Consider the following 26,698-nt stretch of genomic DNA (forward strand, 5'->3'; position numbering starts at 1 on the left):
CGTAGGTGTTGCAACACCCCCCTCTGGCCCGCCGAGCGTTTCCCCCTCAAGGGGGGATGTCGGCTGACTCATTCGATTTCGCCGATCGCCAACGTTTCCGGACTGGCGCAGGGCTCATCACGCGCAATCTCCTCCCTTGTGGGGGAGATGGCCGGCAGGCCAGCGGGGCGTGCCAGCGCACGAAGCGGCTCCGGAGCCGGGGCTCGGCGATGATTGCCCCCGTCATCGCTGCCCGCCGCCCAATCGCGCCGCGTCTAATCGGTCCGGCATCGGTTCCCTGGCTCATCGCCGGCATCGCCTTCATCATCGTCTGGCAGGCCGGCAAGGGGCTCCTGCCCTGGGCCTTCGACTTCCCGAAGGCCTGGCAGATCCCGGCGGCGCGGTGGATTGGCGACCTCATGAAGTGGCTCGTCAACGAAGCGAACTTCGGGCTGTTCACCTTCAAGGAACTGACGCGCTTCATCGCGGAAGTGGTCGACGCCCCCTACCGGATCGCGCTCGGCCTGCTGTCGACCGGCTTGCTGTCCGGCGAGGGATCGAGCGCCGTCCAGGTGCTGCCGCCCCTGTCGTGGGTCGCTGTGGTCGCCATCGTGGCCATGCTCGGCTACTACGCCGGGGGCCGCAGGCTGGCGCTTCTCGCCGGCGGCTGCTTCCTTTTCCTCGCCGTCTTCGGCCAATGGTCGAGCGCCATGGTGACGCTCGCCTCGATCCTCGTCGCCGTGCCGATCGGCGTGATCGGCGGCCTGCTGCTCGGCATCGCCGCGTACCGGTGGCCGCGCGTGGAAAAGGCGATCACGCCGCTTCTCGACCTGATGCAGACGATTCCAGTCTTCGCCTATCTGGTCCCCATTCTCGTGCTTTTCGGCTTCGGGCCGACTGCCGCGGTGCTGGCGACGGTCATCTATGCCATGCCGCCGATGACGCGCATCACGACGCTGGCGTTGCGCGGGGTGCCGTCGGAGGTGACCGACCTCGGACGCATGATCGGCTGCACACGCCGGCAGATGACGTGGCGGGTCCTGGTGCCCTCGGCCAAGGACAGCCTGATGGTTGGCGTCAACCAGGTGATCATGCTGTCGCTCAACATGGTGATCATCGCCTCCATGATCGGCGCCGGGGGGCTGGGGTTCGACGTGCTCGCAGCCTTGCGGCGGCTCCAGATCGGCGCCGGGCTGGAGGCGGGCCTGGCGATCGTCGCGCTTGCCATCGCGCTCGACCGGCTGAGCCAGGCTTTTGCATCGAAGGAGCGTGCGCCGCAGCCCGATGCCGGCGCGGGCTTTGCCGCAAGGCATCCCTACACGCTGGCGGCGCTCGTGCTCATCCTAGTCACAGGTATTGTCGGAGTGGTCGCGCCGGCCGTGCAGACCTATCCCGCGGCGCTGCAGGTCTCGACCGGCAGTTTCTGGGACGAGGTCGTGAAGTGGATCAACATCAACTTCTTCGACACCCTGGAAGCGACGAAGAACGCCGTCCTTCTCAACGTGCTGGTGCCGTTCAAGCGCTTGCTCGGCGACCTGCCCTGGGCAGGCGTCGTGGGTTTCCTTGCCTTTACCGGCTGGCGGCTCGGCGGCTGGCGGCTTGCCACGACAGCCGGATTGCTGTCGCTGCTCATCGCCGCCACCGGCCAGTGGGAGAAGGCGACGATCACCGTCTATCTCTGCGGCATCTCGGTCCTCATCGCGACGTTGATCGGCGTCCCGGTGGGCATCCTTGCCGCCGAGCGCGAGCGTCTCTGGCGCTGGGTGCAGGTGATCATCGACACCCTGCAGACGCTGCCGTCCTTCGTCTACCTGATGCCGGTCGTCATGCTGTTTCGCGTCGGCGATTTCACCGCCATGATCGCCATCGTCGCCTACGCCGTGGCGCCGGCCATCCGCTACACCGTACTCGGCATCCAGAAGGTCGACCCGCTGCTCATCGAGGCGGGGCGGGCGATGGGCTGCACGGACAGGCAGCTGCTCACCAAGATCAAGCTGAAGCTGGCCTTTCCCGAAATCCTGCTCGGCCTCAACCAGACCATCATGTTCGCCCTGTCGATGCTGGTCATCACCGCGCTGGTCGGAACCCGCGACCTCGGACAGGAGGTCTACATCGCGCTGACCAAGGCGGACACCGGGCGCGGCATCGTCGCCGGCCTGGCAGTCGCCTTCATCGCCATCATCGCCGACCGGCTGATCTCGGCGGGAGCTGGTCGTCTGAAAGCAAGGCTGGGGCTTGCATCATGAACGTTTCGGCCGCCTCCCAGCCGACCATCCACGACCGCATCCGCGCCCTGCCCTGCTGGAACGGCAGCATCGAGATCGCGCCGCTGGCGGGTGGTCTGAGCAATGCCAACTTCCTGGTGAAGGACGCCGCCGGCCGCCACGTCGTGCGTCTTGGCAGGGACTACCCCTTCCATCATGTGCTGCGAAGCCGCGAGGCGATGACGGCGCGCGCCGCCCACGCCGCAGGGCTCGCGCCGGCGGTGCATTATTCCGAGAGCGGCGTGCTGGTGACCGAATATCTCGGCGCCAGGACGTTCACGGCCGAGGACGTGCGCGCGAATGTCGAACCCATTGCACGCCTCGTGCACCGCTTTCACCACGAGATGCCGCGGCACGTGTCGGGGCCCGGCTTCATGTTCTGGGTATTCCATGTCATCCGCGACTATGCCCGGACGCTTCAGACCGACGGAAGCCGGATGACGGCCGAGCTCCCCGGATATCTCTCGCTCGCCGAGCAGCTCGAGCGCGCCCAGGCGCCGCTCCCGGTGGTCTTCGGCCACAACGATCTTTTGCCGGCAAATTTTCTCGACGACGGCGATCGTCTCTGGCTGATCGACTTCGAATATGCGGGCTTCAACACGGCCATGTTCGACCTCGCCGGCGCAGCTTCCAACGCGGGGATGGACGAAGCTCAGTCCGATCTGCTGCTCACGGCATACTTCGGCCACGCGCCCAACGCCGCGATCCGCAAGGCGCAGGCTGCGATGCAATGCGCGTCGCTTCTCCGCGAGGCCATGTGGAGCATGGTCTCGGAAATCCACCTCGACGCGCCGGGCGCCGACTACATCGCCTACACCAACGAGAATCTGGTGCGGCTGGCGGAAGCGCTCGACGCCTACAGAACGAGATACGGGACGGAAACATCATGACCCTGCCAAGCCATGCCGCCATCGTCGTGATCGGCGGCGGCATCATCGGCTGCTCCACCGCGTACCACCTGGCGCGCGACCACAAGGCGGACGTCATCCTGCTCGAGCAGGGCAAGCTGACATCGGGTTCGACGTGGCACGCCGCCGGCCTCGTCGGGCAATTGCGCTCCTCGGCCTCCATCACACGGGTGCTGAAGTACTCGGTCGACCTCTACAAGCGGCTCGACGCAGAGACAGGACTGGCGACGGGCTGGAAGATGACCGGCTGCCTGCGGCTGGCGACCAACGAGGACCGCTGGACGGAGTTCCGCCGGCTGGCGACCACCGCCAAGAGCTTCGGCATGGACATGGCGCTGCTGACGCCGGCCGAAGTGAAGGCGATGTGGCCGCTGATGGAGACGGGCGATCTGGTCGGCGCGTCGTGGCTGCCGACCGACGGCCAGGCCAGTCCTTCCGACATCACGCAGTCGCTCGCCAAGGGCGCGCGCATGCACGGCGCAAAGCTCTTCGAGAACGTGCGTGTTATTGGCTTTGCGATGAAGGACGGCCGCATCACCGCCGTACAGACGGACAAGGGCGAGATCGCCTGCGAGAAGGTGGTGAATTGCGCGGGTCAATGGGCCCGGCAGGTCGGCGCCATGGCCGGCGTCAGCGTGCCGCTGCAGCCCGTAAAACATCAATACATCATTACAGAGAAGATTGATGGGCTGGCGAGCGATGCGCCGACGATCCGCGACCCTGACCGCCGCACATATTTCAAGGAGGAGGTCGGCGGGCTGGTGATGGGCGGCTACGAGCCCGACCCGATCGCCTGGGACACGGGACTGCCCGGCGGCGACGTGCCCGGCGACTGGGAGTTCCGCCTCTTCGACGACGACTACGACCATTTCGAGCAGCACATGACGCAGGCCATCGCCCGCGTGCCCGCGCTGGAACGCGTCGGCGTCAAGCGGATGATCAACGGGCCGGAGAGTTTTACGCCCGACGGCAACTTCATCCTCGGCGCAGCGCCGGAATGCGCCAACATGTTCGTCGGCGCAGGCTTCAACGCCTTCGGCATCGCATCAGGCGGCGGCGCCGGCTGGGTGCTGGCGCAGTGGGTCGTCGACGACGAGGCGCCGCTCGACCTGTGGGTGGTCGACATCCGGCGCTTCTCGGGCCTCCACCGCGACCGGCAATGGGTGCGCGACCGCACGCTGGAAGCCTATGGCAAGCACTACACCGTCGCCTTCCCGCACGAGGAATACCTGTCGGGCCGTCCCGCGATCGTGTCGCCGCTCTACGACAGGCTGACGGCGCATCGCGCCGTGTTCGGCTCCAAGCTCGGGTGGGAGCGGCCGAACTGGTTCGCGCCGAACGGCATCGACGCCGAGGACGTCTATTCCATGAGCCGCCAGAACTGGTTCCGCCCCGTCGGCGACGAGCATCGCCACGTACGCGAGGCGGTCGGGATCTTCGACCAGTCCTCGTTCTCCAAGTACGAGCTGACCGGGCCGGACGCATTGCGCGTGCTCGACTGGATCTGCGCCAATGACGTTTCGAAGCCCGTCGGACGCCTGACCTACACGCAGCTCCTCAACACGCGCGGCGGCATCGAGGCCGACCTGACCGTCGCGCGGCTCGGCGAGGAGCATTTCTATGTCGTCACGGGCACCGGGTTCCGAACCCACGACCTCGCCTGGATAAAGGATCATATCGGATCCGAAATGCAGGTTTCGGTGGCCGACGTGACGGAAGCGTTCGGCACGCTGTCCTTGATGGGACCGAGCGCGCGCAAGGTGCTCCAGTCAGTGACCAAGGCCGACGTTTCGAACGCAGCCTTCCCGTTCGCGCACGTCCGCGAAATCGACATCGGAGGCCACAGTGTGCGCGCGCTTCGCGTCACCTATGTCGGCGAACTCGGCTGGGAACTGCACGTGCCGATCAAAGCGACGGGGGAGGTGTTCGATGCGCTGATGGCGGCCGGCAAGCTGTTCGGCATCCGGCCGGTCGGCTATCGCGCCCTGGAATCGCTGCGGCTGGAGAAGGGATATCGCGCCTGGGGCGCCGACATCACTCCGAACGACACGCCGCTCGAGGCGGGGCTTGGCTGGGCGGTGAAGCTGCGCAAGAACACCGACTTCCTCGGTCGCCGGGCGCTGGAGACGATCAACGGCGCTGTGCTCACGAAACGGTTCGCCGGTTTCACCGTCGACGATCCGGACATCGTGCTGGTCGGACGTGAAACGATCCTCAGGAACGGGGAGCCCGTTGGCTACCTCACCAGCGGCGGCTTCGGTTACACGGTCGGCAAGAACATCGGCTACGGCTACGTGCGCAACGCCGAGGGCGTCAGCGACGAGTACCTCGCCACCGGCGACTATGAGCTCGTCGTGGCGATGGAACGGACGCAAGCGACGATCCATCTGGAGCCGCTCTATGATCCCAGCGGTGAACGGGTGAAGGGCTGATTTTCCCGGTCGTCAACCGCCCCATTAATCAACGGCAAACCTATTTTACCCGCAACACCAGTCCCCGGCTGGGCACCGTGCCAACCTCGCCGGGCATCGATACATAGGGCATCGTCTCCTCGGCGCGGGACACGTTGCCTGCTGCCTCCAGTTCGGCGACGCGGTCGGCGAAGCCACTTTCCCATAGCGTGTTCTTGACGGTCAGCACGATGACGCCGCCGGGGCGGCAGATGCGCAAGAGTTCGTCCAGTCCCTCGGCGCCGACATGGCCCGAGGTAAAGACTCCCGCCGAAACGATCCCTCCAAAATGGGCGTCCGGGAAGGGTAGCGGCCCGCCGAGCGCCAACCGATGGAGCGCCGCGTAGGCGCCCCGGCGGGCAGCTTGCGCAAGCATTCCCTCGGAGATGTCGAGCGCCTCCACGTGCGGGTAGCCCATGATGCCAAGCCATTCGCCGATCAATCCCGTGCCGGCCCCGGCATCCAGTACAGGGGATGCCCCGCGCGGCAGATGACGCGCCAGCAGCGCGAGGCAGATCGTCGGGTGCCGGTAGCCTGCGGCGGACATGTCGGCGTCATAGGTCTCGGCCCAGCGGTCGTAGAGGGCGGCGACCTCCTGCGGCCCTTCGGCGTTGTAGACGGCGCCCAGCGCTCCCTCGTGATGTGCCTTGGCCATGTTGCTCCCTCGACCCTCTTGCGGTGTGGAGGGAATCATAGCCAAACAGCAAAAACTGTGGAACCGTCATTCCGACGGCATGAGGGGAGCGCGGATGCTGGAGAAGGAAGACGTTCGAGAAGCGCTGGCCGCAGTTCCGCTGCTCAGAAATCATAAAGGTCCGGTGACGCGCCTTGGCGGCCTCACCAACCGCGTGTTCCAGGTCGGGGACTATTGCCTGCGCATTCCCGGCAAGGGGACGGAGGAGTATATCAACCGCGCACACGAGAAGGTCGCAGCGCATGAGGCCGCGAGGGCCGGCGTCAGCCCGGAGGTGCTTCATTTCGACGACGCCGGCGTGATGGTGACCCGCTTCATCGCCGGGGCGCAGACGATGTCGCCGGCGGCGTTCAAGCTCAACGACGGCGCGCCGGCGCGAGCGGCAGAGGCCTTCCGCACCCTGCACAGCTCCGGTGCGGTGTTCCCGTTCCGTTTCGAACTCTTCGCCATGATCGACGACTACCTAAAGGTGCTGTCGACGAAGGATGTGGCGCTGCCCCGCGGCTATCACGACGTCGTGCGCGAGGCCGAGGACGTCCGCACCGCGCTCTCCGCACATCCCGCGCCGCTCGCCGCGTGCCATTGCGACCCGCTCTGCGAGAACTTCCTCGACAGCGGCGAACGCATGTGGATCGTCGACTGGGAGTATTCCGGCATGAACGACCCGATGTGGGATCTCGGCGACCTGTCGGTCGAAGCGAAGTTCGACGAGGCCCAGGACGAGGAGATGATCCGCGCCTATTTCGGCGGCGAGGCGAGGCCCGCCGAGCTCGGCCGCATCGTCATCTACAAGGCGATGTGCGACCTGCTCTGGACCCTGTGGGGCCTGATCCAGCTCGCCAACAAGAACACGGCCGATGACTTCCGGGCCTATGCCGACGGCCGCTTCGCCCGTTGCAAGGCGCTGATGGAGACGAAGGATTTCGCCCGGCACCTGAAGGCGGTGGCGAAGGGGTAGGCTCCCATTCCCCTCACGGCACCGTCGTCTTCACCGATTCCTCGGGCACTTCGGAAACCACCTTCTGGCGATGGAAGATGAAGAGCCCGGCCAGGACGATGATCGCCGAACCGATCAGGATGCGCGGCCCCGGCACGTCGCCGAAGAAGATGATGCCGAACACCACGGCCCACAGCAGCAGCGTGTAGTGGAGCGGCGCCAGCGTCGAGGCCGGCGCCAGCTTCAGTGCGCGAGTGATCAACAGGTGGGCGATGCAGGAGACGGCGCCGAGCAGCAGCATCGCGCCGAGGTCGAGCCCGGAGGGCGTCGTCCAGTTGCCGATCATCATGACAGCGCCCACCACGAGCGCGCCGATCGTCTGCCATGTCACCAGCGAGGTGTCGCTCGTCCCGCGCAATTTGCGGCTCAGGATGATGACCAGAGCAAAGGTGATGGAGCCCACCAGCGCGTAGGCCGACGACAGCGACAGCGCAGCCGACGACGGCTTGAGCATGATGAGGACACCGCAGAAGCCGAGCAGGATGGCCGCCCAGCGCCGCCAGCGGACCCGCTCGCCCAGCAGGAAATGCGACATGGCGGCGACATAGATCGGCCCCGCCATGTAGAAGCTCATGACGTCGGCAAGAGGCAGATAGACGACGGCTGCGTAGAAGAAGGCGGTATCCGCGGTGGCGCACACCACGCGCAGCACCTGGAGACCTGGGCGCTCCAGGCGAAACAGGCTCCCCCTTTCCTGCTTCGCGATCATTGGCCCGAGCACGAAAAAGGCGCCGATCGAGCGGATGAATACCACCTGGCCGACCGAGAATGTCGCGACCAGCCATTTGCCCATCGCATCGTTGAGCGCGAACATGAAGTCGCCGAGCAGCATCAGCAGGATGCCAAGGACGACGACATTCGAGCGCGACGTCAGCGCATTCGGCAGGAGAGACACTTCGAGATTTCCGAAAAGGGCAGTGGATCCCGCTAGCCGCTACGCCTTGGCGCTGGGACACGCAAGAACCCTCACGTCTATGTGGCGTTGTGCCACTTTCGCGGCAAACGCGAAACGGCGTCAGCGAGACAGCGGCCGTTCCTCCGCCGTTGACGGGACAGGCCGCGCGTAGAACATCCCCGGTCGATAGTACCAGGGATCGTAGCGCGAGAAGGCGATTTCATCGGCGCGACGGTCGGCGCGCCTGTCGAGGTCGATCCTCTGCAGGCATTCGGCGAAGGCGTCGTTACGCGTCTTGAACCCGTAGGATCGGCACTTGGCTTCATCGGCGGCGCGCCGTTCCTCCGGCGTCATGGTCGTGCAGCCCGCCAGCACGATCAGCCCGAACGCCAGGACGAAGTTGAGCCGGATCATGCAGGTGTCTCCCGTCGCCGCAATTCCTGACAAGTATAGTCCGCTTATATCGTGTCGCATAGCGGTGCGTTCACCGCCCCTCCGATCGTGCTAAGATCGTCCTGAGCAGGGCTGAGGAGCATACCCATGACCGTGCATCTCGTGGAAGGCGAAAAGGTCGATATCGGTTTCGACGGTCACCGCTGCATCCATTCCCGCAACTGCGTGCTCGGGCATCCCGAGGTCTTCGTGCCTAACGCGCCGGGCGAATGGATCCATCCCGAGGCAGCCTCCGTCGAGGCCATCGTGGCCGTGGCCGAAAGCTGTCCGTCGGGCGCCATCACCTATCGGCGCAAGGACGGCGGGCCGCAGGAGCAGCCGCCCGTCGTCAACACGGTGCGCCTGCGCGAGAACGGACCGCTTGCCTTCCATGCCGAACTCGAGATCAACGGCGAGCAATCCTATCGCGCGACGCTCTGCCGGTGCGGCGCATCCCAGAACAAGCCGTTCTGCGACGGCAGCCACAGTAAGTCCGGTTTTCAGGCGACAGGTGAGCCCGTGTCGAAGGAGTCGCAGGCGCTCGAAGCTCGCAGCGGGCCGGTCAATGTTACGCCGCAGTCGAACGGCTGCCTGAAGATCGAAGGCAACCTGGAGATCGTCACGGGCACCGGCCGAACCGTGGATCGCACCACCAAGGCGTTTCTCTGCCGCTGCGGGCAGTCGCAGAACAAGCCGTTCTGCGATGGCACCCACAAGAAGGTCGGGTTCGTGGCGTAGCGCTCAGTGCAGCCCCAGGCCGGGATATTTGATCGCGGCCGTCGCGCGCATGACGCCCCTGAGTTCGCCCAAGCCCTTGAGGCGGCCGATCAGGGAATAGCCCGGGTTGATCCGTGCCTTGCCGATGTCGTCGGCCAGCAGGTGGCCGTGGTCAGGGCGCATCGGGATCATCCAGTCGGTGCGGCCGGCGTCCTTGCGCTTCTGCTCCTCGGCCAGCAGCGCATCGATGACCGCCACCATGTCGGTCGAGCCCTCCAGGTGCTCAGCTTCGTAGAACGAGCCATCAGGCTCGCGGGTGACGTTGCGAAGGTGGGTGAAGTGGATGCGGCCGCCGAACTCACCGATCATGGCGACGAGGTCGTTGTCGGCGCGCACGCCGTAGGAGCCGGTGCAGAAGGTCAGGCCGTTCGCCGGCGTGTCCGCGACAGAGAGGATGAAGCGCACGTCCGCCGCGGTCGAGACGACGCGAGGCATGCCGAACAGCGAGAACGGCGGATCGTCGGGGTGGATGCAGAGGCGCACGCCGAGTTCTTCGGCGACCGGCACAACCTCGCGCAGGAAGCTGGCCAGATTGCCGCGCAGTTCGTCGTCGGTCATCGTGGCGTAGTCGAGCAGCGCGTCCTTGAACGAGGCGCGGTCGTACTGGCGCTCGGATGCCGGAAGGCCGGCGATCAGGTTCCTTTCGATCAGCGCGATACGATCATCGCTCAGTTCCTTCAGCTGCGTCTCGGCCTCGGCCACGCGCGCGGCTGGATAGGAGGCAGCGGCATCCGGGCGCTGGAGGACAAAGATATCGTAGGCGGCGAAATCGACCGCGTCGAAGCGCAGCGCCAGGCCGGTCGTCGGCAGGGCGTATCTCAAGTCGGTGCGGGTCCAGTCCACCACCGGCATGAAGTTGTAGCAGACCGCTTTCACGCCCGTCTCCGCAACGGCCCGCAGGGAGTCCTTCCAGCTGTCGACGGCGGCGGTCCGCCTGCCGTCGGCGATCTTGATCTCATTGCGAACCGGGATGCTCTCGACGACGTCCCAGGTAAGTCCTGCTGCCCTGATGCGGTCGTGCTGGACGTCGACTTCGTGCCGGGACCAGGCGGAACCGTCGTAGATGTGATGAAGCGCCGAGACGATGCCCACCGCTCCCGCCTGCTTCACATGGTCGAGCGTGACCGGGTCATTCTCGCCAAACCAGCGCCAGCACTGCCGCATGCCTCACTCCTCCGTTGCGCATGATTCCTAGCGCACCGAAGGGACAATTCCCATGCGAGATTGCTGTACCAGCGCGCTTCAGTGATTGCGGCTGGGCTGGGGACCGACCAAGCTAAGCCTATCCAGCGGCATTGCGCGATGGGTTAATCGGCAACTCTGTGCCGGCGGTTTATCGTCGCCGGCCGGCCCGCGATCGAAAGCGCCGCATCCCGCTTCGGCCGCTCCGACACCACCTTGCCGCGCGATACCACGCAGAGACGGTCGGGCCGCAGCCGAACCGCCTCGATCGGGTTGCCGGCGTCGAGCACGACGAGGCTGGCGCGCTTGCCGACCGCGAGGCCGAGATGGTCCAGGCCCATGATGCGCGCGTTCACGTTGGTGACCATGTCGAAGCACTTGGCCATGTCCGCCGGCGACGACATCTGCGCCACATGCAGGCCCATGAAGGCGACGTCGAGCATGTCGGCCGTACCCAGCGAATACCAGGGGTCGAGCACGCAGTCCTGGCCCCAGCCGACACGGATGCCCAGCGCCTGCATCTCCTTGACGCGGGTGAGGCCGCGACGCTTGGGAAAAGTGTCGTGGCGTCCCTGCAGCATGATGTTGATCAGCGGGTTCGGGATGATCGACACGTCCGCCTCGGCGATCAGCGGCAAGAGTTTTGAGACGTAGTAGTTGTCCATCGAATGCATGGACGTGCAGTGCGAGCCGGCCGCCCTGCCCTGCAGGCCGAGGCGCTGCGTCTCGTAGGCGAGCTGCTCGATGTGGCGCGAATGCGGGTCGTCGGTCTCGTCGCAATGCAGATCGACCATCAACCCGCGTTCCGCGGCCAGTTCGCAAAGTTCCGTGACCGAGCGCGTGCCGTCGGCCATGGTCCGCTCGAAATGCGGAATGCCGCCGACAATCTCGACGCCCATGTCGAGCGCACGGATGGTATTCTCTCGCGCAGTCGGATCGCGGTAGAGCCCGTCCTGAGGGAAGGCGACGAGCTGCAGGTCGATGCAGGGCGCGACCTGCTTGCGCACCTCCAGCAAGGCTTCCACGCCGAGCAGGCGGTCGTCGCAGGTGTCGACATGGGTACGGATGGCAAGCAGGCCCATCGACACGGCCCAGTCGCAATAGGCGAGCGCCCGGTCACGCACCTCCTCGAGGGTCATCACCTGCTTGAGTTCGCCCCACAGCGCGATGCCTTCGAGCAAAGTGCCGGACGCGTTGATGCGCGGGATGCCGTAGCTGAGCGTCGCGTCCATGTGGAAATGCGGATCGACGAAGGGCGGCGAGACGAGGTCGCCGGTGGCGTCGATCACACGCCCGGCTTCGGCCGCCAGGGTGGGCTCGATCGCTGCAATCGTCTCGCCGCGGATGCCGATGTCGGCGATCGTGCCGTCGGGCAGCGTGCCGCCCTTGACGATCAGGTCAAAACTCATCTCTCGCCTTTCTGATAGGGGACCATCAGCGCCTTGGGATAGGTCGCCCGGCGGGCAACCAGCACGAGCGCTGCGATCGACAGGATGTAGGGCATCATCAGGAAGACCTGGTAGGGCACGATGCCGCCGGAAAGTTGCTGCAGGCGGATCTGGTAGGCGTCGAATGCGGCAAAAAGGATGGCGCCGACCAGCGCCTTGCCGGGCCGCCACGAGCCGAACACGACCAGCGCGATGCAGATCCAGCCGCGACCGTTGATCATCTCGAAGAAGAACGAGTTGAACGCCGACATCGTAAGGAACGCCCCGCCGACCGCCATCAGCGCGCTGCCCGCCATCACGGCGCCCATCCGAATGCCGGTGACGGAGATGCCCTGGGCCTCGACGGCTGACGGGTTTTCGCCGGCGGCGCGGATCGCCAGCCCGAGCGGCGTTCGGTAGAGCACCCATGCGACGATGGTGACCGTCGCGAAGGCCAGATAGGTGAGCGGCGTCTGCGAGAACAGCGCCTCCCCGACCACCGGGATCTGCGAAAGGCCTGGGATCGGTAGCGGCTGGAACGGCTCGATCTTGGGCGGCGAGGTGACTTCCGGCAGCGCAAGGCGATAGACGAAATAGGTGAGGCTGGTAGCGAGCAGGGTGATGCCGATGCCGACCACGTGCTGCGACAAGCCGAGCGGCACCGTGAGCGTCGCGTGCAGGAAGCCGAAGGCAGCGCCAGCAAGCGCGGCGACGACGACGCCGGTCCACAGATCGCCGCCCGAGTAGACGGTGAACCAGCCGGCGAAGGCGCCGACCGTCATGATGCCTTCGATGCCGAGGTTGAGCACGCCGGCGCGCTCGCAGATCAGCTCGCCCATGGTGGCGAAGATCAGCGGCGAGGCGATGCGGATCGTGGCCACCCAGAACGACGCGGTGAAGAGGATTTCGAGGGCATCCATGGCCTATCTCCACTTCACCCGGTAGCGGACCAGCAGCATGGCGGTCACCATGGTCAGTAGCGCCGTCGCCACCATGACGTCGGCGATGTAGCTGGGCACGCCGGCAGCGCGGCTCATGGCGTCAGCGCCGACGAAGATGCCAGCGACGAAGATCGCAGATGCAACGACGCCCAGCGGATTGAGCATGGCCAGCATGGCGACGACGATGCCGGTGTAGCCGAAGCCGGGCGACAGATCGAGCGTCAGGTTGCCCTTGAGGCCCGACACTTCCGAGAAGCCGGCGAGCGCCGCCAGGCCGCCGGAGAGCAGGGCCGTCTTCATCAGCACGCCGTTGACCGGAATGCCGAGAAAGCGCGCGGCCTCGGGATTGTGGCCGACGGCGCGCATCTCGTAGCCCAGCACGGTTTTCTTCATCACGACCCACACCGCCACCGCGGCGACGAGCGCGACGACGAAGCCGTAGTGGAGTCGCTTGCCCGTGATGATGCGCGGCAGTTGCGCCTCGGCGATCACTTTCTGCGACTGCGGCCAGCCGAGGCCCATCGGGTCCTTCAGCACGCCTTCGAGCAGCATCGAGACGAACAGCAACACGATGAAGTTGAGCAGTAGCGTGGTGACCACCTCGTCGACGCCGAAGCGGGTCTTGAGCACGGCTGGTCCGAGGAGCAGTAATGCACCGGCAGCCATCACGGCCAACATGATGACGGGGAGCAGGATGACGGATGGAAGCGGCAGCGCGCCCGTGCCCAGGACCACCGTCACCACTCCGCCGATGTAGAGCTGCGCCTCAGCGCCGATGTTCCAGAGTTTTGCGCGGAAGGCGACGGCAACGGCAAGACCGGTGAAGATCAGCGGCGTGGCGCGGGTCAGCGTCTCGACCAGCGCAAACTGCGAGCCGGCCGCACCCTTGGCGACCAGGTAGAAGACGTTGAAAGGCGATGCGCCTGCCGCCAGAACCAGCAGCGAGGCAATGACGATGGTGACGAGGATCGCCGCCACCGGATATAGCAAAAGCTTGCCTAGCGACGGCGCGGGTTTCGGTTCAAGCCGCATGGACGCCTCGTGGCCAAAGCTGCCGATCTCCGCCTGTGGGGAGGAAATATCCGGCAGGACAGATGGGGGTGCTCACATCGACCTCATGCTGCCTGCTCCGCATGTCCCGCCATCAATTCACCCAACTCCCTTACCGTCCGCTCGCCACGCTTCGACGGCGCCGAAAGCTGCCCCTTCGACATCACGACCACCCGGTCCGAAAGCGCCAGGATCTCTTCCAGGTCTTCCGAGATCAGCAGGATGGCGGCGCCCCGCGCCCGCGCCTTGAGCAGGCGCTTGTGCACATAGGCGACTGCGCCGACGTCGAGGCCGCGCGTCGGCTGGTTGGCGAGGATGACGATGGGGTCGGGATCGAGCGCCCGGCCGAGGATCAGTTTCTGCATGTTGCCGCCGGACAGGAGCCGTATGCGCGCCTCGGGCGACGGACACTTGACGTCGTAGTCGCGGATCAGCTCCTCGGCGAAGCTGCGGGCGGCCTTCCAGTCCAGAAACCCGCGCCGGCTGAAGCGCTCTGTGCGATAGCGCTCGCCGATGACGTTTTCGGTGACGCTCATGTCGCCGATGCTGCCGACCGCGTGCCGATCCTCGGGGATGCGGGCAATGCCGGCGCCGAGCGCGGCGCGCGGCGACCAGTCGGCCGGTGCGTTGCCGCCGACCCGGATCGTGCCGGCGACCGGCTTCTCGGTGCCGGCGAGCAGGGCTGCAAGCGCCGCCTGGCCGTTGCCCGACACGCCCGCCAGACCCGTGATCTCGCCGCCGGTAAGCGTCAGCGAAACGCCGTCGAGCACCGCACCGGTCCCGCGGCGGGCCGTGGACACGTTTTCGAGGACCAGCAGCGGCCCCCCCGGCGTGGCGGTGGCGACTTCTGGCGGCGCCACCTCCTGCCCGACCATCAGCACAGCAAGCTCCCGGCGGTCGGTTTCCGCCGTTCGGCGCTCGCCCGACAGCTTGCCTGCGCGTAGCACCAGCACGCGGTCGGAAACGGCCATCACCTCATTCAGCTTGTGCGAGATGAAGATGATCGAAAGCCCCTTTGCCACCAGCAGCTTAAGGGTGCGGAACAAGGCGTCGGTCTCGGCGGGCGTCAGCACCGCCGTCGGCTCGTCGAGGATCAGGATCTTCGCGTCGCGATAGAGCGCCTTGAGGATTTCGACGCGCTGCCGTTCGCCGACGGATAGCGTGGCGACGACAGCACGAGGATCGACAGAGAGGCCGAAGTCCTTCGACAGTTCGGCGATGCGCCCGGCTGCCGCGCCGCGGTCCAGCCGCGCGCGCCACAGCGGCTGCGTGCCGAGCGTGATGTTCTCCATCACCGTCATGTTCTCGGCGAGCGTAAAATGCTGGTGGACCATGCCGATGCCAGCGTCGAGCGCCGCGCGCGGATCGCCGGGCGGCAACGGCCTGCCGAAGGCCTCGACCGTTCCCTCGTCCGCCACATAGTGGCCGAACAGGATGTTCATCAACGTCGTCTTGCCCGCCCCGTTCTCACCGAGCAGGGCGATCACCTCGCCACGCGCCAGCTCGAAGGAGATGGCGTCGTTCGCCGTCAGCGCGCCGAAGCGCTTGGTGATCGAAGAGAGACAAAGGACGGGGTTGATCCCTCCCTCTTGAGGGGAGAGTGGCCGCGAAGCGGCCGGGTGGGGTCCGTGCGGCAGGGCTCGGCGTCCTTTCTTTCCAAGACTGCGGTCAAGATGAGGTCGGCGCACGTCCGCGGCGACCCCACCCGGCCGCTTCGCGGCCACCCTCCCCTCAAGGGGGAGGGATGTCAGCGTTAGCTCGACTTCGGTTCGGCGTCGTTGATCTCGACGGTGAAGGAGCCGTCCTTGATCGCCTTCTCCTTTTCGGCAACCTTGGCCTTGGCTTCTTCCGGCACCTTGCCATCGAAGGTGCCGAGCGGCGCCAGGCTGCAGCCGCCGGCCTTCATGAAGGAATAGAGGCCGTAGTCCTCGGCCTTGAACGTCCCGGCCTTCACCTGCGCGATCGCGTGGTCGAGCGTCGGCTCGAAGTGCCACAGCGCGGAGGCGACCACCGTATCCGGGTATTCGGCCTGCGTGTCGATCACGTTACCGATCGCCAGGACGCCCTTCTCCTTGGCGGCGTCGGAAACCCCGAAACGCTCGGCGTAGAGCAGGTCCGCACCGCCGTCGATCTGAGCGAAGGCGGTCTCCTTGGCCTTCGGCGGATCGAACCACGAGCCGATGAAGGAAACCTGGAACTTCGTATCCGGCGCGCTCTCCTTCACGCCGGCCATGAAGGCGTTCATCAGCCGGTTCACCTCCGGGATCGGATAGCCGCCGACCATGCCGATGTTCTTCGACTTGGTCATGGCGCCGGCGATGATGCCGGAGAGATAGGACGCGTCCTGGATGTAGTTGTCGAAAGTCGCGAAATTCGGCAGAGCCGCATCAGGTTTGAAGCTCGACCCCATCAGGAAGGCCACATCGGGATAGTCCTTGGCGACGGTGCGGGCCGCATCCTCGACGCCAAAGACCTCACCGAGGATCAGCTTGTTGCCGGCTTCGGCATATTCGCGCATGACGCGCTCGTAGTCGGTGTTGGTCACGTTCTCGGTCGCGACATACTCGATGTCGCCGCGCTCCTTGGCCGTGTTCGCCGCCTTGTGCAGCCGGCTTACCCACTGCTGCTCGAAGGGGACCGTATAGATGGCCGCGACCTTCAGCTTTTCCTGCGCGAAAGCGCGGCCGCCCAGTGCGGCAAGCGCCGTGCCGGCGCCGGCAGCCTTGAGGAGCGTGCGGCGCGACGGCGCGCCGAAAATCGTGTTGGCGATGTTGGGCATTCGACCACCTCTGGTTGGACAGTTTTACGGGCAATCCCGGTGTTTTTATCGTTTGGTCAACGTTAGAAGAAATCTGCCCGAGCAGCAATCGGGCTGCCTGTTGGCGGCGTGGGATTCCGGCGTCAGGCGACGGTCACTTCAAAGTCTCCGACACCATCTACATGGGCGTTGAGACGGTCGCCGCGCTTCACCGCACCGACGCCGGAAGGGGTGCCGGAAAGGATGACGTCTCCCGGACGCAACGTGAAGAGGCCCGACAGGTAGGAGATCATCTCCGGCACCTTCCAGATCATCTGCGCGAGGTCCCCGGTCTGCCGACGGGCGCCGTTGACGTCCAGCCAGATCGCGCCACGCGCCGGATGCCCGATCGCCGTGGCCGGCACGATGGGCGAGGATGGCGCCGAGTGCTCGAAAGCCTTGCCGACCTCCCACGGCCGACCCATGTCCTTGGCCTTCGCCTGCAGGTCGCGACGCGTCATGTCGAAGGCGACGCCGTAGCCGAACACGCAATCCAGCGCCCGGTCGAGAGGGATGTCGACGCCGCCGTCCTTCAACGCGACCAGCAGCTCGACCTCGTGATGCACGTCGCTGGTGGCCGGCGGATACGGAAACTCGCTGCCGGCATACAGGTTGTCCGGATTTTTCTGGAAGAAGAAGGGAGGCTCGCGGTCGGGATCATGCCCCATCTCGACGGCGTGCGCCGCATAGTTGCGGCCGACGCAATAGACCCTGTGGATCGGGAAGCGGTCGGCCGTCCCGACAACGGGAAGCGAAACCGTCTCCGGCGCTGCAATGACAAAGCTCATCTCGTTGCCGCCCTTCCTGCGTCTGGCCTGCGCCCCTGTACGAGAAATCTCCTGCGGTTGGAACCCGCCGGACAAGGGACTGCACAGGATCGGAGGCGTCAGGCGTTTCCGATCAGAACGCCTGCCGCCAGCACAAGCGACCCGCCCAGCACAACCTGGAAGGCGGCGCGCAGGAAAGGCGTCTCCATGTAGCGGTTCTGGATGAAGGCGATCGCCCAGAGTTCGACGAAGACAACGGCGACGGCAATGGCGGTGGCGGTGGCGAAATGCGGAATGAGATAGGGAAGCGCATGGCCGAGACCGCCGACGGCCGTCATGATGCCCGACGCCAGGCCGCGCTTCACCGGCGAGCCACGCCCGGACAACTTGCCGTCGTCATGGGCGGCTTCCGTGAAACCCATCGAGATGCCGGCGCCTACAGATGCGGAAAGGCCAACCAGAAAGGTCTGCCAGGTGTCCTGGGTGGCGAAGGCCGCGGCGAAGATCGGAGCGAGCGTGGAAACAGAACCGTCCATCAGGCCAGCGAGGCCGGGCTGCACGTAGGTCAGGATGAACTGCCGCCGTTCGGCATGCGCCTCCTCCACCTGGACATCCTCAGGGACATGCCTCGCCTCCAGCCGCCGCGCCAGCGACTCGTGTCCCTTTTCTGCAGCGGCGAGGTCGCCCAGCAGCTTGCGGGTCGAGGCGTCCGCGGTGCGGGCTGCCGCTGCGGCGTAGAAGCGCTCGGCCTGCCGCTCCATCTCCTCCGCCTGCGAACGCACCTTGTCTATGCCAAGCGGACGCACCAGCCAGTCTGGCTTGCGCTCGTAGAAACCGCGCACGTGCTCGCGCCGGATCAGCGGGATGCGCTCGCCGAAGCGTTTTCTGTGGAGCTCGATCAGCGACGCGCGGTGCCGGTCTTCCTCCTCGGCCATGCCATCGAAAACCTTGGCGGAGTTCGGGAACTGGTCGCGGAGGCCGTCGGCATAGGCGCGGTAGATGCGGGCGCCGTCTTCTTCCGACGAGATCGCAAGCGCGAGTATCTCCTGTTCCGAAAGGGAATCGAACGATCGGCGGCCGAAGCCGAAGACACGCGAGAGCACTGCCCACTCCTAATTTAGAATGATTCTAAATTAAGGGCTGCATGATCAATCGTCAACGATGCCCGAGTCGCGACTTTCTGAGGCCACGCGGGCAATGCGCTGGCGCGCCACGACCTCCTCATAGGCCTCCTGCAGCCGTCGACGCACAGTCGGGCCGCATCGCCTCGCAGAGGGGCGCGCGCCGAGATGCTCCTCGCGCAGATCCTGCATGAATTCTTCCCAAAGCGCCGGGCCGCCCTCCTCCATCAGCTTCGCCCGAATGCCGAGCTCTTCGCTGACTGGCAGCCAGCGACGGCCCCACGCTCCGAGATGCGCCATGATCGGCACCAACCCGATCGCCATCTCGGTGAGGCTGTAGATCGCTTTCTGCTTGTGGGTCGGATCGTTGGCTTTCGTCAGCATACCGGCCTCCACCAACGCCCTCAGCCGGTCGGCCAGGATGTTAGACGAAATGCCTTCCAAGGAGCGCATCAGCTCGCGGAAATGCCGTTTTCCCCCGAAGATCATGTCGCGCAGCACGATCAGGCTCCAGCGGTCGCCGAACACCTCGACGGAGAGGTTGATCGGGCATCCCGAACGATGAGCATGATCCGCCACAAGCGCCTCGCTTGAAAAACCGATTGCATTTGACAAGCAGTTTCGTGATACTGCTTTTGGAACGCAATCAGTTTAGAGGAGACTGATGCGGTGCTCAAGCTGTCGACGCGCGAGCCTGCCGTCCCTAAACCCGACACCTCTCTGCGAACGGCGACGGCGCTACCTGCGCGAGAGAATTCACTGAAGCAGTTGCTTAAGCTTGACATCGGCATACCACCCTCCCAATACTTAAGCAACTTCTTCAGTAATGAGATCCTAGCCGCATATGCTGCACGACACCGCCCAGCTCGATCTGATGTTCCAGGCGCTCTCGGATCCGACACGGCGCGACATGGTCGAACGGTTGTCGCAGGGGCCGACCTCGGTCAGCGAATTGGCGAAGCCGTTCGACATGTCCCTCCCGGCCATCGTGCAGCATCTGCAGTTGCTGGAGGCGAGCGGCCTGGTGCGGAGCGAGAAGGTTGGTCGCGTGCGCACCTGCCGCATCGAGCCGGAAGCCTTCCGCCGGGCGGAGAAATGGATCAGCGACAGGCGACGGAGCTGGGAACGCCGCCTCGACAAGCTTGGCGACTACCTCGCCACCCAGGACGCAGGTGACAAACGCAAAGGGAGAACGTGATGACCGCAAGATCCGCCAATCACTCGACCATCGTGCTCGAGCGCACCTACGACGCCTCGCCATCGCGCGTGTTCGCTGCATGGTCCGATCCGGAGGCGCTGCTGCGGTGGGGATCGCCGGGCGAAGACTGGGACATGAGCTTCGACCGTTTCGAGTTCAGGGTCGGCGGTGGAGATGTGACCCGGTTCGGGCCGGCAGGCGGTCCCGTCTATTTCAACCGCACCCGCTACGAGGACATCCTGCAGGACGAGCGGATCGTCTCGACCGGGCAGATGACGGAAGGCGACAAGCTGCTGTTCGTGGGAGTGCTCACGCTCGAGTTCCACCCGGCCGGCAGCGGCTGCAGGATGGTGATGACGGAACAGGGCGTGTTCCTCGACGGCCAGGACGTTCCCGAGAACCATCAGGCCGGCTGGAGCCACATGCTCGACCAGCTGGGGGACGAGCTGGACCGCGGCCGCGCTGCGGCCTGAGCCACTCTACATCTGGAGGAAGACAATGAAACTTCATTGCGGCATCGGGCCGAATTCCTATCGCGTACGCATCTTCATGGCGGAGAAGGGCATCGACCTGCCTCTGGTAGAGGTCGACCTGATGAAGGGCGAGCACAAATCGCGGGAGTTCCTGAAGCTGAACTCGCTCGGACAGATCCCGGTGCTGGAGCTCGACGACGGCGCGGTGATCACAGAGAGCATCGCCATCTGCCGCTATCTGGAGGAACTGCACCCGGAGCCGGCGCTGTTTGGACGCACGGCGCTGGAGCGGGCCAGGGTCGAGATGTGGAACCGCCGGGCCGAGATCGAGCTGTTCGGCACCGTCGGCAACGTCGCGCTCCACTCTGATCCGATGTTCGCGGAGCGCCTCACCCAGTTTCCGGCCTTCGCCGAGACGCAGCGCGAACTGGCGCCGCAGAAGTGGCGCTGGCTCGACCGCGAGCTGGCGGACGGGCGTCCGTTCCTCGCCGGAGACTTCTTCTCGGTCGCCGACATCACCGCGGGCGTGGTCGCCTGGCTCGGCGACTTCTTCGGGATGAACGTGCCTGGCGACACACGACATGTGGCGGCCTGGCTGCAGCGGGTGCGCAGCCGTCCAAGCTGGAGTGCTTGACCCAACGGCCCATTCGGCACGCCCCGGCCGCCTGCGTGAGGGTCCTGGCTGATCTTCCAGGCACGCCGCAAATGCGAGACCTACTGAGGGTACATCGCGGCACATCGAGAAACCCATGTACTTCCAGCCCAGAGCCGACCCCGCTCGATCCGGACTTCCGGAAGCCCGCCCAGAAGACGATTCCCGCTTGACGGGAGGTTGCACACGACTTCGCGGCTGGAACCGTGTACGATCGCTGGCGTTTTGCCCCCTGTCGCAGTGCAAGGCGACAGTCTGTAACAGTATCCGGTAGGGGAGTTCGGCCAATGGCGCCGCGTCCAGCCTGGAAAGGGTATCTGAAACTGTCGCTGGTGACATGCGCGGTCGAGTTGTCCAGCGCAATTACCCAGGGCGAGAAGGTTTCGTTCCGCATCCTCAACCGGGAAACCGGCAACAGGGTCAAGCGGCAGTATGTCGACGCCGACACGAGCAAGCCGATCAAGGAAGGCGAGGAGGTACGCGGCTACGAAACCGGCGAGGACGGGTTCCTGCTCATCGAGGACGACGATATCGAGGCGGTGCAGATCGAGTCCTCGCACACGCTGGCGATCGACACCTTCGTGAACAAGTCGAGCATCGACCCGATCTACCTCGACACGCCCTACTATCTAACCCCCGGCGACAAGGTTTCCGAGGAGGCGTTCGCCGTGATCCGCGAGGCGCTGGAGAAGCGCAAGATGGCGGGGCTCTCGAGCATCGTGCTCTATCGCCGTGAGCGGCCGGCGGTCATCGAGGCGTTCGGCAAGGGCATGCTGCTCACGACGCTGCGCTATGACATGACCGTGCGCCAGCCCGACAGCATCTTCGAGGATATTCCGGACGACAAGCCCGATGCCGACATGGTGGAGATGGCGACCAGCTACATCGACAAGAAGATGGGAAAGTTCGATCCCAAGGACTTCGAGGACGAGTACGCGAACGCCCTGCTGAAGCTCGTCAAGGCGAGGAAATCCGGCCACAAGCCTCGCATCGTGAAGGCTGAGCCCGACAAGCCCTCCAACGTCGTCAACCTGTTCGACGCGCTGAAGAAGAGCCTTGCCGGCGAGGATGACGACAAAGGCAAGCCTGCGTCTTCCGGACGCCGGGCGTCCCCCAAGGCTAGCAGCAAGGGTACCGCCTCACGGTCGCGCGGCGACAAGGCCCGGTAGTCGACGGCATGGAGCGGCTCGAGGCCTATCGCGCCAAGCGCGACTTCCGCAAGACGAAGGAACCCTCCGGAAAGGCGCGCGCAAGGTCGCGGTCGAACGGCGGCATCTTCGTGGTGCACAAGCATGCCGCGACACGGCTCCACTACGACCTGCGGCTGGAGCACGACGGCGTGCTGTGGAGCTGGGCCGTCACCCGCGGTCCCAGTCTCGACCCTTCCGAGAAGCGGCTGGCTGTCCATGTCGAGGACCATCCGCTCGACTACGCCTCGTTCGAAGGCAACATTCCGAAGGGGGAGTATGGGGCTGGCGCGGTCATCGTCTGGGATGAGGGCACATGGGTTCCGGAGTTCGACGCCGACTTCGGCATGAGGAAGGGCCACATCAGCTTCGAGTTGAAGGGCGGCAGGCTCAACGGCCACTGGCATCTGGTGCGTCTCAAGCCGCGGGCCGGCGAGCGGACCGAGAACTGGCTGCTCATCAAAGCCGACGACGCCGCGGCCCGCCCCGGCGAGGATATTGTCGCGGATGCGCCGGAATCGGTGAAGTCGGGCCTCACCATCGAGGAGATCGCTGCAGGCAAGACCGCCCGATCGAAACCGCGCATCAAGGCAGCCCCTGCCAAGACAAAGGCGCGATCGAAGCGTGCGGCGGGCAGCGCCGAATTGCCGGATTTCGTGCCGCCTTGCCTGGCGACGTTGGCCAGCTCACCGCCCGAAGGCGAGGAATGGGTGCATGAGGTGAAGTTCGACGGCTATCGCCTGCAGGCCCGTCTCGACGGCGGCAAGGTTCGTCTGCTCACGCGCACCGGTCTCGACTGGACCCCGAAGTTCGACAGCGTCGCGAAAGCCCTCGAGCCACTCGATTGCGACACCGCCCTGATCGATGGCGAGGTGGTGGTGCTGGCCGAGGGAGGCCAGTCCTCCTTCTCGGCACTGCAACAGGCGCTGTCGGAACGGCGTCCTGACAGGATGATCTTCTACGCCTTCGACCTTCTCTTTCTCGATGGCGTCGATCTTCGCGAAGAGCCGCTTGCCGAGCGCAAGGAGCGCCTGAGGCTCCTGCTCGGCGAGGACACGCGGTCGGGCGCCTTGCGCTACAGCGAGCATTTCAGCGAGCCTGGCGGAAAGATGCTGCGGCATGTCTGCCGAATGGGCCTCGAGGGGCTCGTCTCCAAGCGCACGGACGCGCCTTACCGCAGCGGCCGCGGCAGCGACTGGATCAAGGCGAAATGCACGTTGCGGCAGGAGTTCGTCATTGTCGGCTACCTGCCCTCGGAGAAGACCGGTCGCGGGCTGCGGTCCCTGGTCATGGGATATCACGAGGACGGCAAGCTCCGGCCCGCCGGAAATGTCGGGACCGGATTTTCGCTCAAGGAAGGCAACGAGCTGAAGCACCGGCTGGACGGCATCAGGGCCGCGAAGGCTCCTTTCGGCGGGGACCTGGCACGCGACAAGCGGGTGGTCTGGGTGAAGCCCGAACTGGTCGCCGAGGTCGAGTACCGCTCGCTGACCAGCGACAACATCCTGCGGCATGCCTCCTTCCAGGGCCTGCGCGAGGACAAGCCGGCAAGGGACGTGGTTGCGGAGGTGGCAAAGGATGCGAGAAGCGTTGCAAAGCCAAAGGCGCGAGCGGAGCGCGCCGAGAAAGCCGGGGGACGGCCGATGACCTCCATCGAACTAAGCAATGCGGACAAAGTGCTCTGGCCGGACACCGGCAACACAAAGCGGGACCTGCTCGACCACTACGAGCGCGTGTGGGACAGGATGGAGCGGTTCGTGGCCAACCGGCCGCTCAGCCTCGTCCGCGCGCCCGACGGCGTCGAGAAGCAGCGCTTCTTCCAGAAGCATGCGTCGAAGGGCATGAGCGACGCCATCCGTGTCCTCAAGGATCCGCAGGACGGCGAGGAATTGCTCTACGTGACCGACTTCGACGGCGTCGCGGCGCTTGTCCAGATGGGGGTCGTGGAGATCCATGTCTGGGGATCGACCAATGACATGCTCGAGCAGCCCGACAACATCGTCTTCGATCTCGATCCCGACGAAGGCCTCGACGTCGAAGACGTGCGCGCCGCAACGCTCGACGTGAAGCGGCGGCTGGACGAACTGGAGATGCCGGCGCTGGTCAAGACATCCGGAGGCAAGGGGTTCCATGTCGTCGTGCCGCTGAAGCCAAAGGCCGACTGGCAGACGGTGAAGACGTTCGCCCACGATTTCGCGCGCGCCATGGAGCAGAGCGATCCGGACAAATACACCGCCACGCTATCTAAGAAGGCGCGCACGGGACGCATCTTCATCGACTATCTGCGCAACGGCCGCGGCGCGACGGCGGTGGCGCCATGGTCGAGCCGTGCGAAACCAAAGTCCACGGTAGCCGTGCCGGTGACGTGGGAGGAGATCGCCGGCAAGCGTCGCCCCGACGACTTTACGATGGGCGGCAAGCTGCTCGACGGCGCGCTGAAGGGCCCGGATGCATGGGCCGACTTCGACAAGATGCGCAGGGCGCTGCGGCGCTGACAGCCTGTCGGCGCCATCACGTCCTCGACACGAAGGTCTTGTTCGGATCGACGATTGGCGCAGCGGCGCGGCGCTTCGCCCATTGATAGTAGCCCGCAAGCTGCGGCAGCTCCCCGGCGAGGCTCGTAAGTCGCGGATCGTCCTCCCTGACTGCGCCGCGCTGCAGGTCGGCGACGAAAGCACGATGCCTCGTGAGCGTTTCCTGGGCAGCGGCCACTGGCGTCGACACCGCCACCACCTGGCTCTTGCCCTTTACGGTGATGCGGTCGAGTTCAGCCAGCGCGATGCCGCCCCCGATCTGCTTGACCGTCTCTTCGCCGATCAGGATCGAGACCCCGTAGGCCTTGGTCTCGCCTTCGAGACGGGCGGCAAGGTTCACCGGATCGCCGAGCGCGGAATAGTTGAAGCGGAAGTCGGAGCCCATATTGCCGACGACGCACGGCCCCGTGTTGATGCCGACGCCGATCTTCAACGGAATCGGCGTGACGCCCGTCCCTTCCGCCTCCTTCAGCCGCTCTGCGTTCAGCCGCTCTACCGCCACCAGCATGCCTTCCGCCGCCTGGATGGCATGGACGGCGTGATCGGGATCGTCGAGCGGGGCATTCCAGAACGCCATGATGGCGTCGCCGATGTACTTGTCGATGGTGCCTCCGGCCTTGAGGATCACGTCCGATAGCGGATTGAGCAGCCGGTTGATGAGCAGCGTCAGGCCTTCGGGATCGTCCTTCATCTGCTCCGAGATGGTGGTGAAGCCGCGGACGTCGCAGAACAGGATGGTCAGCATACGCCTCTCGCCGCCGAGCTTCAGCTGCTGCGGATCGGCCGCCAGCCGTTCGACCAGCACCGGGGAAACATATTGCGAGAAGGCGCGCGTGACGGTGCGGCGCAGCCGCCGTTCGGCGGCGTAGTCGCGCGCAGACTGCACGGCGGCAACTGCGGCAAAGGCGAGCGAAGGGCCGAGCGGCGGCAGGTAGACGCGATGCAGGGCAAGCAGCAGGAAGGTCACCATCGTGGTCAGCGCGACGGCGAAGATACCGGATACCAGGGTGGGCCAGCCCGTGCCTCGCCACACCGCCAGACAGCCGATCAGGGCAGCGACCGCGGTCAGCAAGGCGACTGCGGGAAGCGGTGCGGGCGTGACGAACAGTTTTCCGGCCAGGTTGTCGTAGAGCGTCGCCTGGATTTCCGCGCCCGGCACGAGGTGGCGGCTGCGCAAGGTCCAGGAGGTGGCGTAGGCGTCCGCCCCGCCCGCATCGATGGACGGCGCCGATTGCATGGAAAGCCCGACGATGACGACGCGGTCGCGAAAGAAGTCGGGCGGCAGAAACTCGTTCGGCCTCAGCGCCTGATAGTAGGATACGGTCTCGTAGTGACGTGCCGGCCCAAAGGTCTGGATGAGCGCGCCCGGCGGCAGCGCCGGAACCGCGCCTTTGTCCGCGACGCCCAGCAGCGACGAGGCGAAGCCGTCGGCATAGGGCGGTACACGGCGGACCGTTCCGTCCGCGTCGAGCAGCACCGAGGCTATGCCAGTCACGGCGCCGGTTTTCTGGAAGCGCAGCAGCGGCTCGACACGCACGCGCTGGTCCGCGTGCGGGCTCGTCACCACCGTCTCGTCGCCTGCCAGAACGACGTCCGGCCCGAGCGCGGCCTCAAGCGCCGAATCGCCGACCTGCGAGGACGGCTCGGCAAAGATGATGTCGAGGCCGATCGCCTTGGCTCCCGCGGCGCGCAGCGCGGCGACGAGCTCCCCGTGCAGATCCCGCGGCCACGGCCACTGACGCCCGATCTCGGCGAGGGAAGGTTCGTCGATGGCGACGATGACCGGCGAGTTTTCCGGCTTCGGGGGCGGCTTGTACGTGGACAGGAAATCGAAGAGGCGAAGGTCGAGGAGCCGCCAGCCGGGCGTGGTCGAAACCGCGATCACGGCGATCGTGACCAGCACTCCGAGCAGCAAGATCTGCCAGGCGCGTCCGGCTGTCGGCGACGCGGATGCGCGGCGCACGGCGAGCATG

General features: G+C 65.6%; 23 protein-coding genes. 10 read left to right on the forward strand and 13 right to left on the reverse strand.

The window, feature by feature from the left end; all coding sequences use genetic code 11:
• The first annotated feature begins 209 nt into the window (after positions 1-209).
• The 3 genes from PD284_RS22255 to PD284_RS22265 are packed head-to-tail and all read left to right on the forward strand — an operon-like array spanning position 210 to position 5,583.
• Entirely contained in the window at positions 210-2,225 is a 2,016-nt protein-coding gene (locus PD284_RS22255; protein WP_274630298.1) for an ABC transporter permease, read from the forward strand.
• On the forward strand, positions 2,222-3,133 hold the full coding sequence (locus tag PD284_RS22260) for a phosphotransferase family protein (RefSeq protein WP_274630299.1): 912 nt from the start codon (positions 2,222-2,224) through the stop codon (positions 3,131-3,133). The genes PD284_RS22255 and PD284_RS22260 overlap by 4 nt, the downstream gene beginning before the upstream one ends.
• The gene (locus PD284_RS22265; RefSeq protein WP_274630300.1) at positions 3,130-5,583 is read left to right on the forward strand and encodes a GcvT family protein; all 2,454 of its coding nucleotides are present in this window, start codon (positions 3,130-3,132) and stop codon (positions 5,581-5,583) included. The genes PD284_RS22260 and PD284_RS22265 overlap by 4 nt, the downstream gene beginning before the upstream one ends.
• A 40-nt stretch (positions 5,584-5,623) precedes the next feature.
• Here the strand turns inward: PD284_RS22265 and PD284_RS22270 are convergent, their stop codons facing one another.
• Positions 5,624-6,256 (reverse strand): class I SAM-dependent DNA methyltransferase, encoded by a 633-nt coding sequence (locus tag PD284_RS22270; protein WP_274630301.1) that lies wholly within the window; start codon positions 6,254-6,256, stop codon positions 5,624-5,626.
• A gap of 94 nt (positions 6,257-6,350) precedes the next feature.
• Between PD284_RS22270 and PD284_RS22275 the strand changes: the two genes are divergently transcribed.
• Positions 6,351-7,253: a phosphotransferase gene (locus tag PD284_RS22275; protein ID WP_411956243.1), complete on the forward strand. Its 903-nt coding sequence runs from the start codon at positions 6,351-6,353 to the stop codon at positions 7,251-7,253.
• Between the two features lie 13 nt (positions 7,254-7,266).
• Here PD284_RS22275 and PD284_RS22280 read toward each other — a convergent pair whose 3' ends face one another.
• Both PD284_RS22280 and PD284_RS22285 read right to left on the reverse strand, forming a co-directional pair.
• Complete coding sequence (locus PD284_RS22280) at positions 7,267-8,187, reverse strand: DMT family transporter (protein ID WP_274630302.1); 921 nt, start codon at positions 8,185-8,187, stop codon at positions 7,267-7,269.
• 120 nt (positions 8,188-8,307) lie between these two features.
• A complete protein-coding gene (locus PD284_RS22285) occupies positions 8,308-8,601 on the reverse strand; it encodes a hypothetical protein (protein ID WP_274630303.1) in 294 nt (97 codons plus the stop codon).
• A 126-nt stretch (positions 8,602-8,727) separates the two neighbouring features.
• Between PD284_RS22285 and PD284_RS22290 the strand changes: the two genes are divergently transcribed.
• Positions 8,728-9,357 carry a CDGSH iron-sulfur domain-containing protein gene (locus tag PD284_RS22290; RefSeq protein ID WP_274630304.1) on the forward strand — a complete coding sequence of 210 codons (630 nt, stop codon included), beginning with the start codon at positions 8,728-8,730 and terminating at the stop codon, positions 9,355-9,357.
• A 3-nt stretch (positions 9,358-9,360) separates the two neighbouring features.
• Here the strand turns inward: PD284_RS22290 and uxuA are convergent, their stop codons facing one another.
• The 9 genes from uxuA to PD284_RS22335 form a co-directional block, all read right to left on the reverse strand.
• The gene (uxuA, locus tag PD284_RS22295) at positions 9,361-10,560 is read right to left on the reverse strand and encodes a mannonate dehydratase (RefSeq protein WP_274630305.1); all 1,200 of its coding nucleotides are present in this window, start codon (positions 10,558-10,560) and stop codon (positions 9,361-9,363) included.
• Between the two features lie 143 nt (positions 10,561-10,703).
• Positions 10,704-11,987, reverse strand: a complete 1,284-nt coding sequence (locus PD284_RS22300) for an amidohydrolase family protein (RefSeq protein WP_274630306.1) — start codon at positions 11,985-11,987, stop codon at positions 10,704-10,706.
• Positions 11,984-12,925, reverse strand: coding sequence for an ABC transporter permease (locus PD284_RS22305; RefSeq protein WP_274630307.1), 942 nt, complete (start codon positions 12,923-12,925; stop codon positions 11,984-11,986). The genes PD284_RS22300 and PD284_RS22305 overlap by 4 nt, the downstream gene beginning before the upstream one ends.
• A gap of 3 nt (positions 12,926-12,928) precedes the next feature.
• Complete coding sequence (locus PD284_RS22310; RefSeq protein ID WP_274630308.1) at positions 12,929-13,978, reverse strand: ABC transporter permease; 1,050 nt, start codon at positions 13,976-13,978, stop codon at positions 12,929-12,931.
• Between the two features lie 83 nt (positions 13,979-14,061).
• Entirely contained in the window at positions 14,062-15,576 is a 1,515-nt protein-coding gene (locus PD284_RS22315) for an ABC transporter ATP-binding protein (RefSeq protein WP_274630732.1), read from the reverse strand.
• A gap of 173 nt (positions 15,577-15,749) precedes the next feature.
• The gene (locus tag PD284_RS22320) at positions 15,750-16,775 is read right to left on the reverse strand and encodes a BMP family protein (protein WP_274630309.1); all 1,026 of its coding nucleotides are present in this window, start codon (positions 16,773-16,775) and stop codon (positions 15,750-15,752) included.
• A gap of 122 nt (positions 16,776-16,897) precedes the next feature.
• The gene (locus PD284_RS22325) at positions 16,898-17,581 is read right to left on the reverse strand and encodes a fumarylacetoacetate hydrolase family protein (protein ID WP_274630310.1); all 684 of its coding nucleotides are present in this window, start codon (positions 17,579-17,581) and stop codon (positions 16,898-16,900) included.
• Positions 17,582-17,679: 98 nt separating this feature from the next.
• A complete protein-coding gene (gene mbfA / locus PD284_RS22330) occupies positions 17,680-18,663 on the reverse strand; it encodes an iron exporter MbfA (RefSeq protein WP_274630311.1) in 984 nt (327 codons plus the stop codon).
• A 45-nt stretch (positions 18,664-18,708) separates the two neighbouring features.
• The gene (locus PD284_RS22335) at positions 18,709-19,260 is read right to left on the reverse strand and encodes a winged helix-turn-helix transcriptional regulator (RefSeq protein ID WP_274630312.1); all 552 of its coding nucleotides are present in this window, start codon (positions 19,258-19,260) and stop codon (positions 18,709-18,711) included.
• A 265-nt stretch (positions 19,261-19,525) separates the two neighbouring features.
• On the opposite strand from PD284_RS22335, the gene PD284_RS22340 reads away from it, so the two are divergent.
• The 5 genes from PD284_RS22340 to ligD all read left to right on the forward strand — a co-directional run bounded on the left by PD284_RS22340 (position 19,526) and on the right by ligD (position 24,686).
• Entirely contained in the window at positions 19,526-19,879 is a 354-nt protein-coding gene (locus tag PD284_RS22340) for an ArsR/SmtB family transcription factor (protein WP_274630313.1), read from the forward strand.
• A complete protein-coding gene (locus PD284_RS22345; RefSeq protein WP_274630314.1) occupies positions 19,879-20,352 on the forward strand; it encodes an SRPBCC family protein in 474 nt (157 codons plus the stop codon). The genes PD284_RS22340 and PD284_RS22345 overlap by 1 nt, the downstream gene beginning before the upstream one ends.
• Before the next feature lie 25 nt (positions 20,353-20,377).
• Positions 20,378-20,986: a glutathione S-transferase family protein gene (locus PD284_RS22350; protein ID WP_274630315.1), complete on the forward strand. Its 609-nt coding sequence runs from the start codon at positions 20,378-20,380 to the stop codon at positions 20,984-20,986.
• A 305-nt stretch (positions 20,987-21,291) separates the two neighbouring features.
• On the forward strand, positions 21,292-22,173 hold the full coding sequence (ku, locus tag PD284_RS22355; protein WP_274630316.1) for a non-homologous end joining protein Ku: 882 nt from the start codon (positions 21,292-21,294) through the stop codon (positions 22,171-22,173).
• An 8-nt stretch (positions 22,174-22,181) separates the two neighbouring features.
• Positions 22,182-24,686: a DNA ligase D gene (ligD, locus tag PD284_RS22360; RefSeq protein ID WP_274630317.1), complete on the forward strand. Its 2,505-nt coding sequence runs from the start codon at positions 22,182-22,184 to the stop codon at positions 24,684-24,686.
• 16 nt (positions 24,687-24,702) lie between these two features.
• On the opposite strand, the gene PD284_RS22365 is transcribed toward ligD, so the two are convergent.
• Positions 24,703-26,697: an adenylate/guanylate cyclase domain-containing protein gene (locus tag PD284_RS22365; RefSeq protein ID WP_274630318.1), complete on the reverse strand. Its 1,995-nt coding sequence runs from the start codon at positions 26,695-26,697 to the stop codon at positions 24,703-24,705.
• Position 26,698: the final 1 nt, after the last annotated feature.

The organism is Mesorhizobium shangrilense (assembly GCF_028826155.1).
Classification (GTDB): domain Bacteria; phylum Pseudomonadota; class Alphaproteobacteria; order Rhizobiales; family Rhizobiaceae; genus Arvimicrobium; species Arvimicrobium flavum.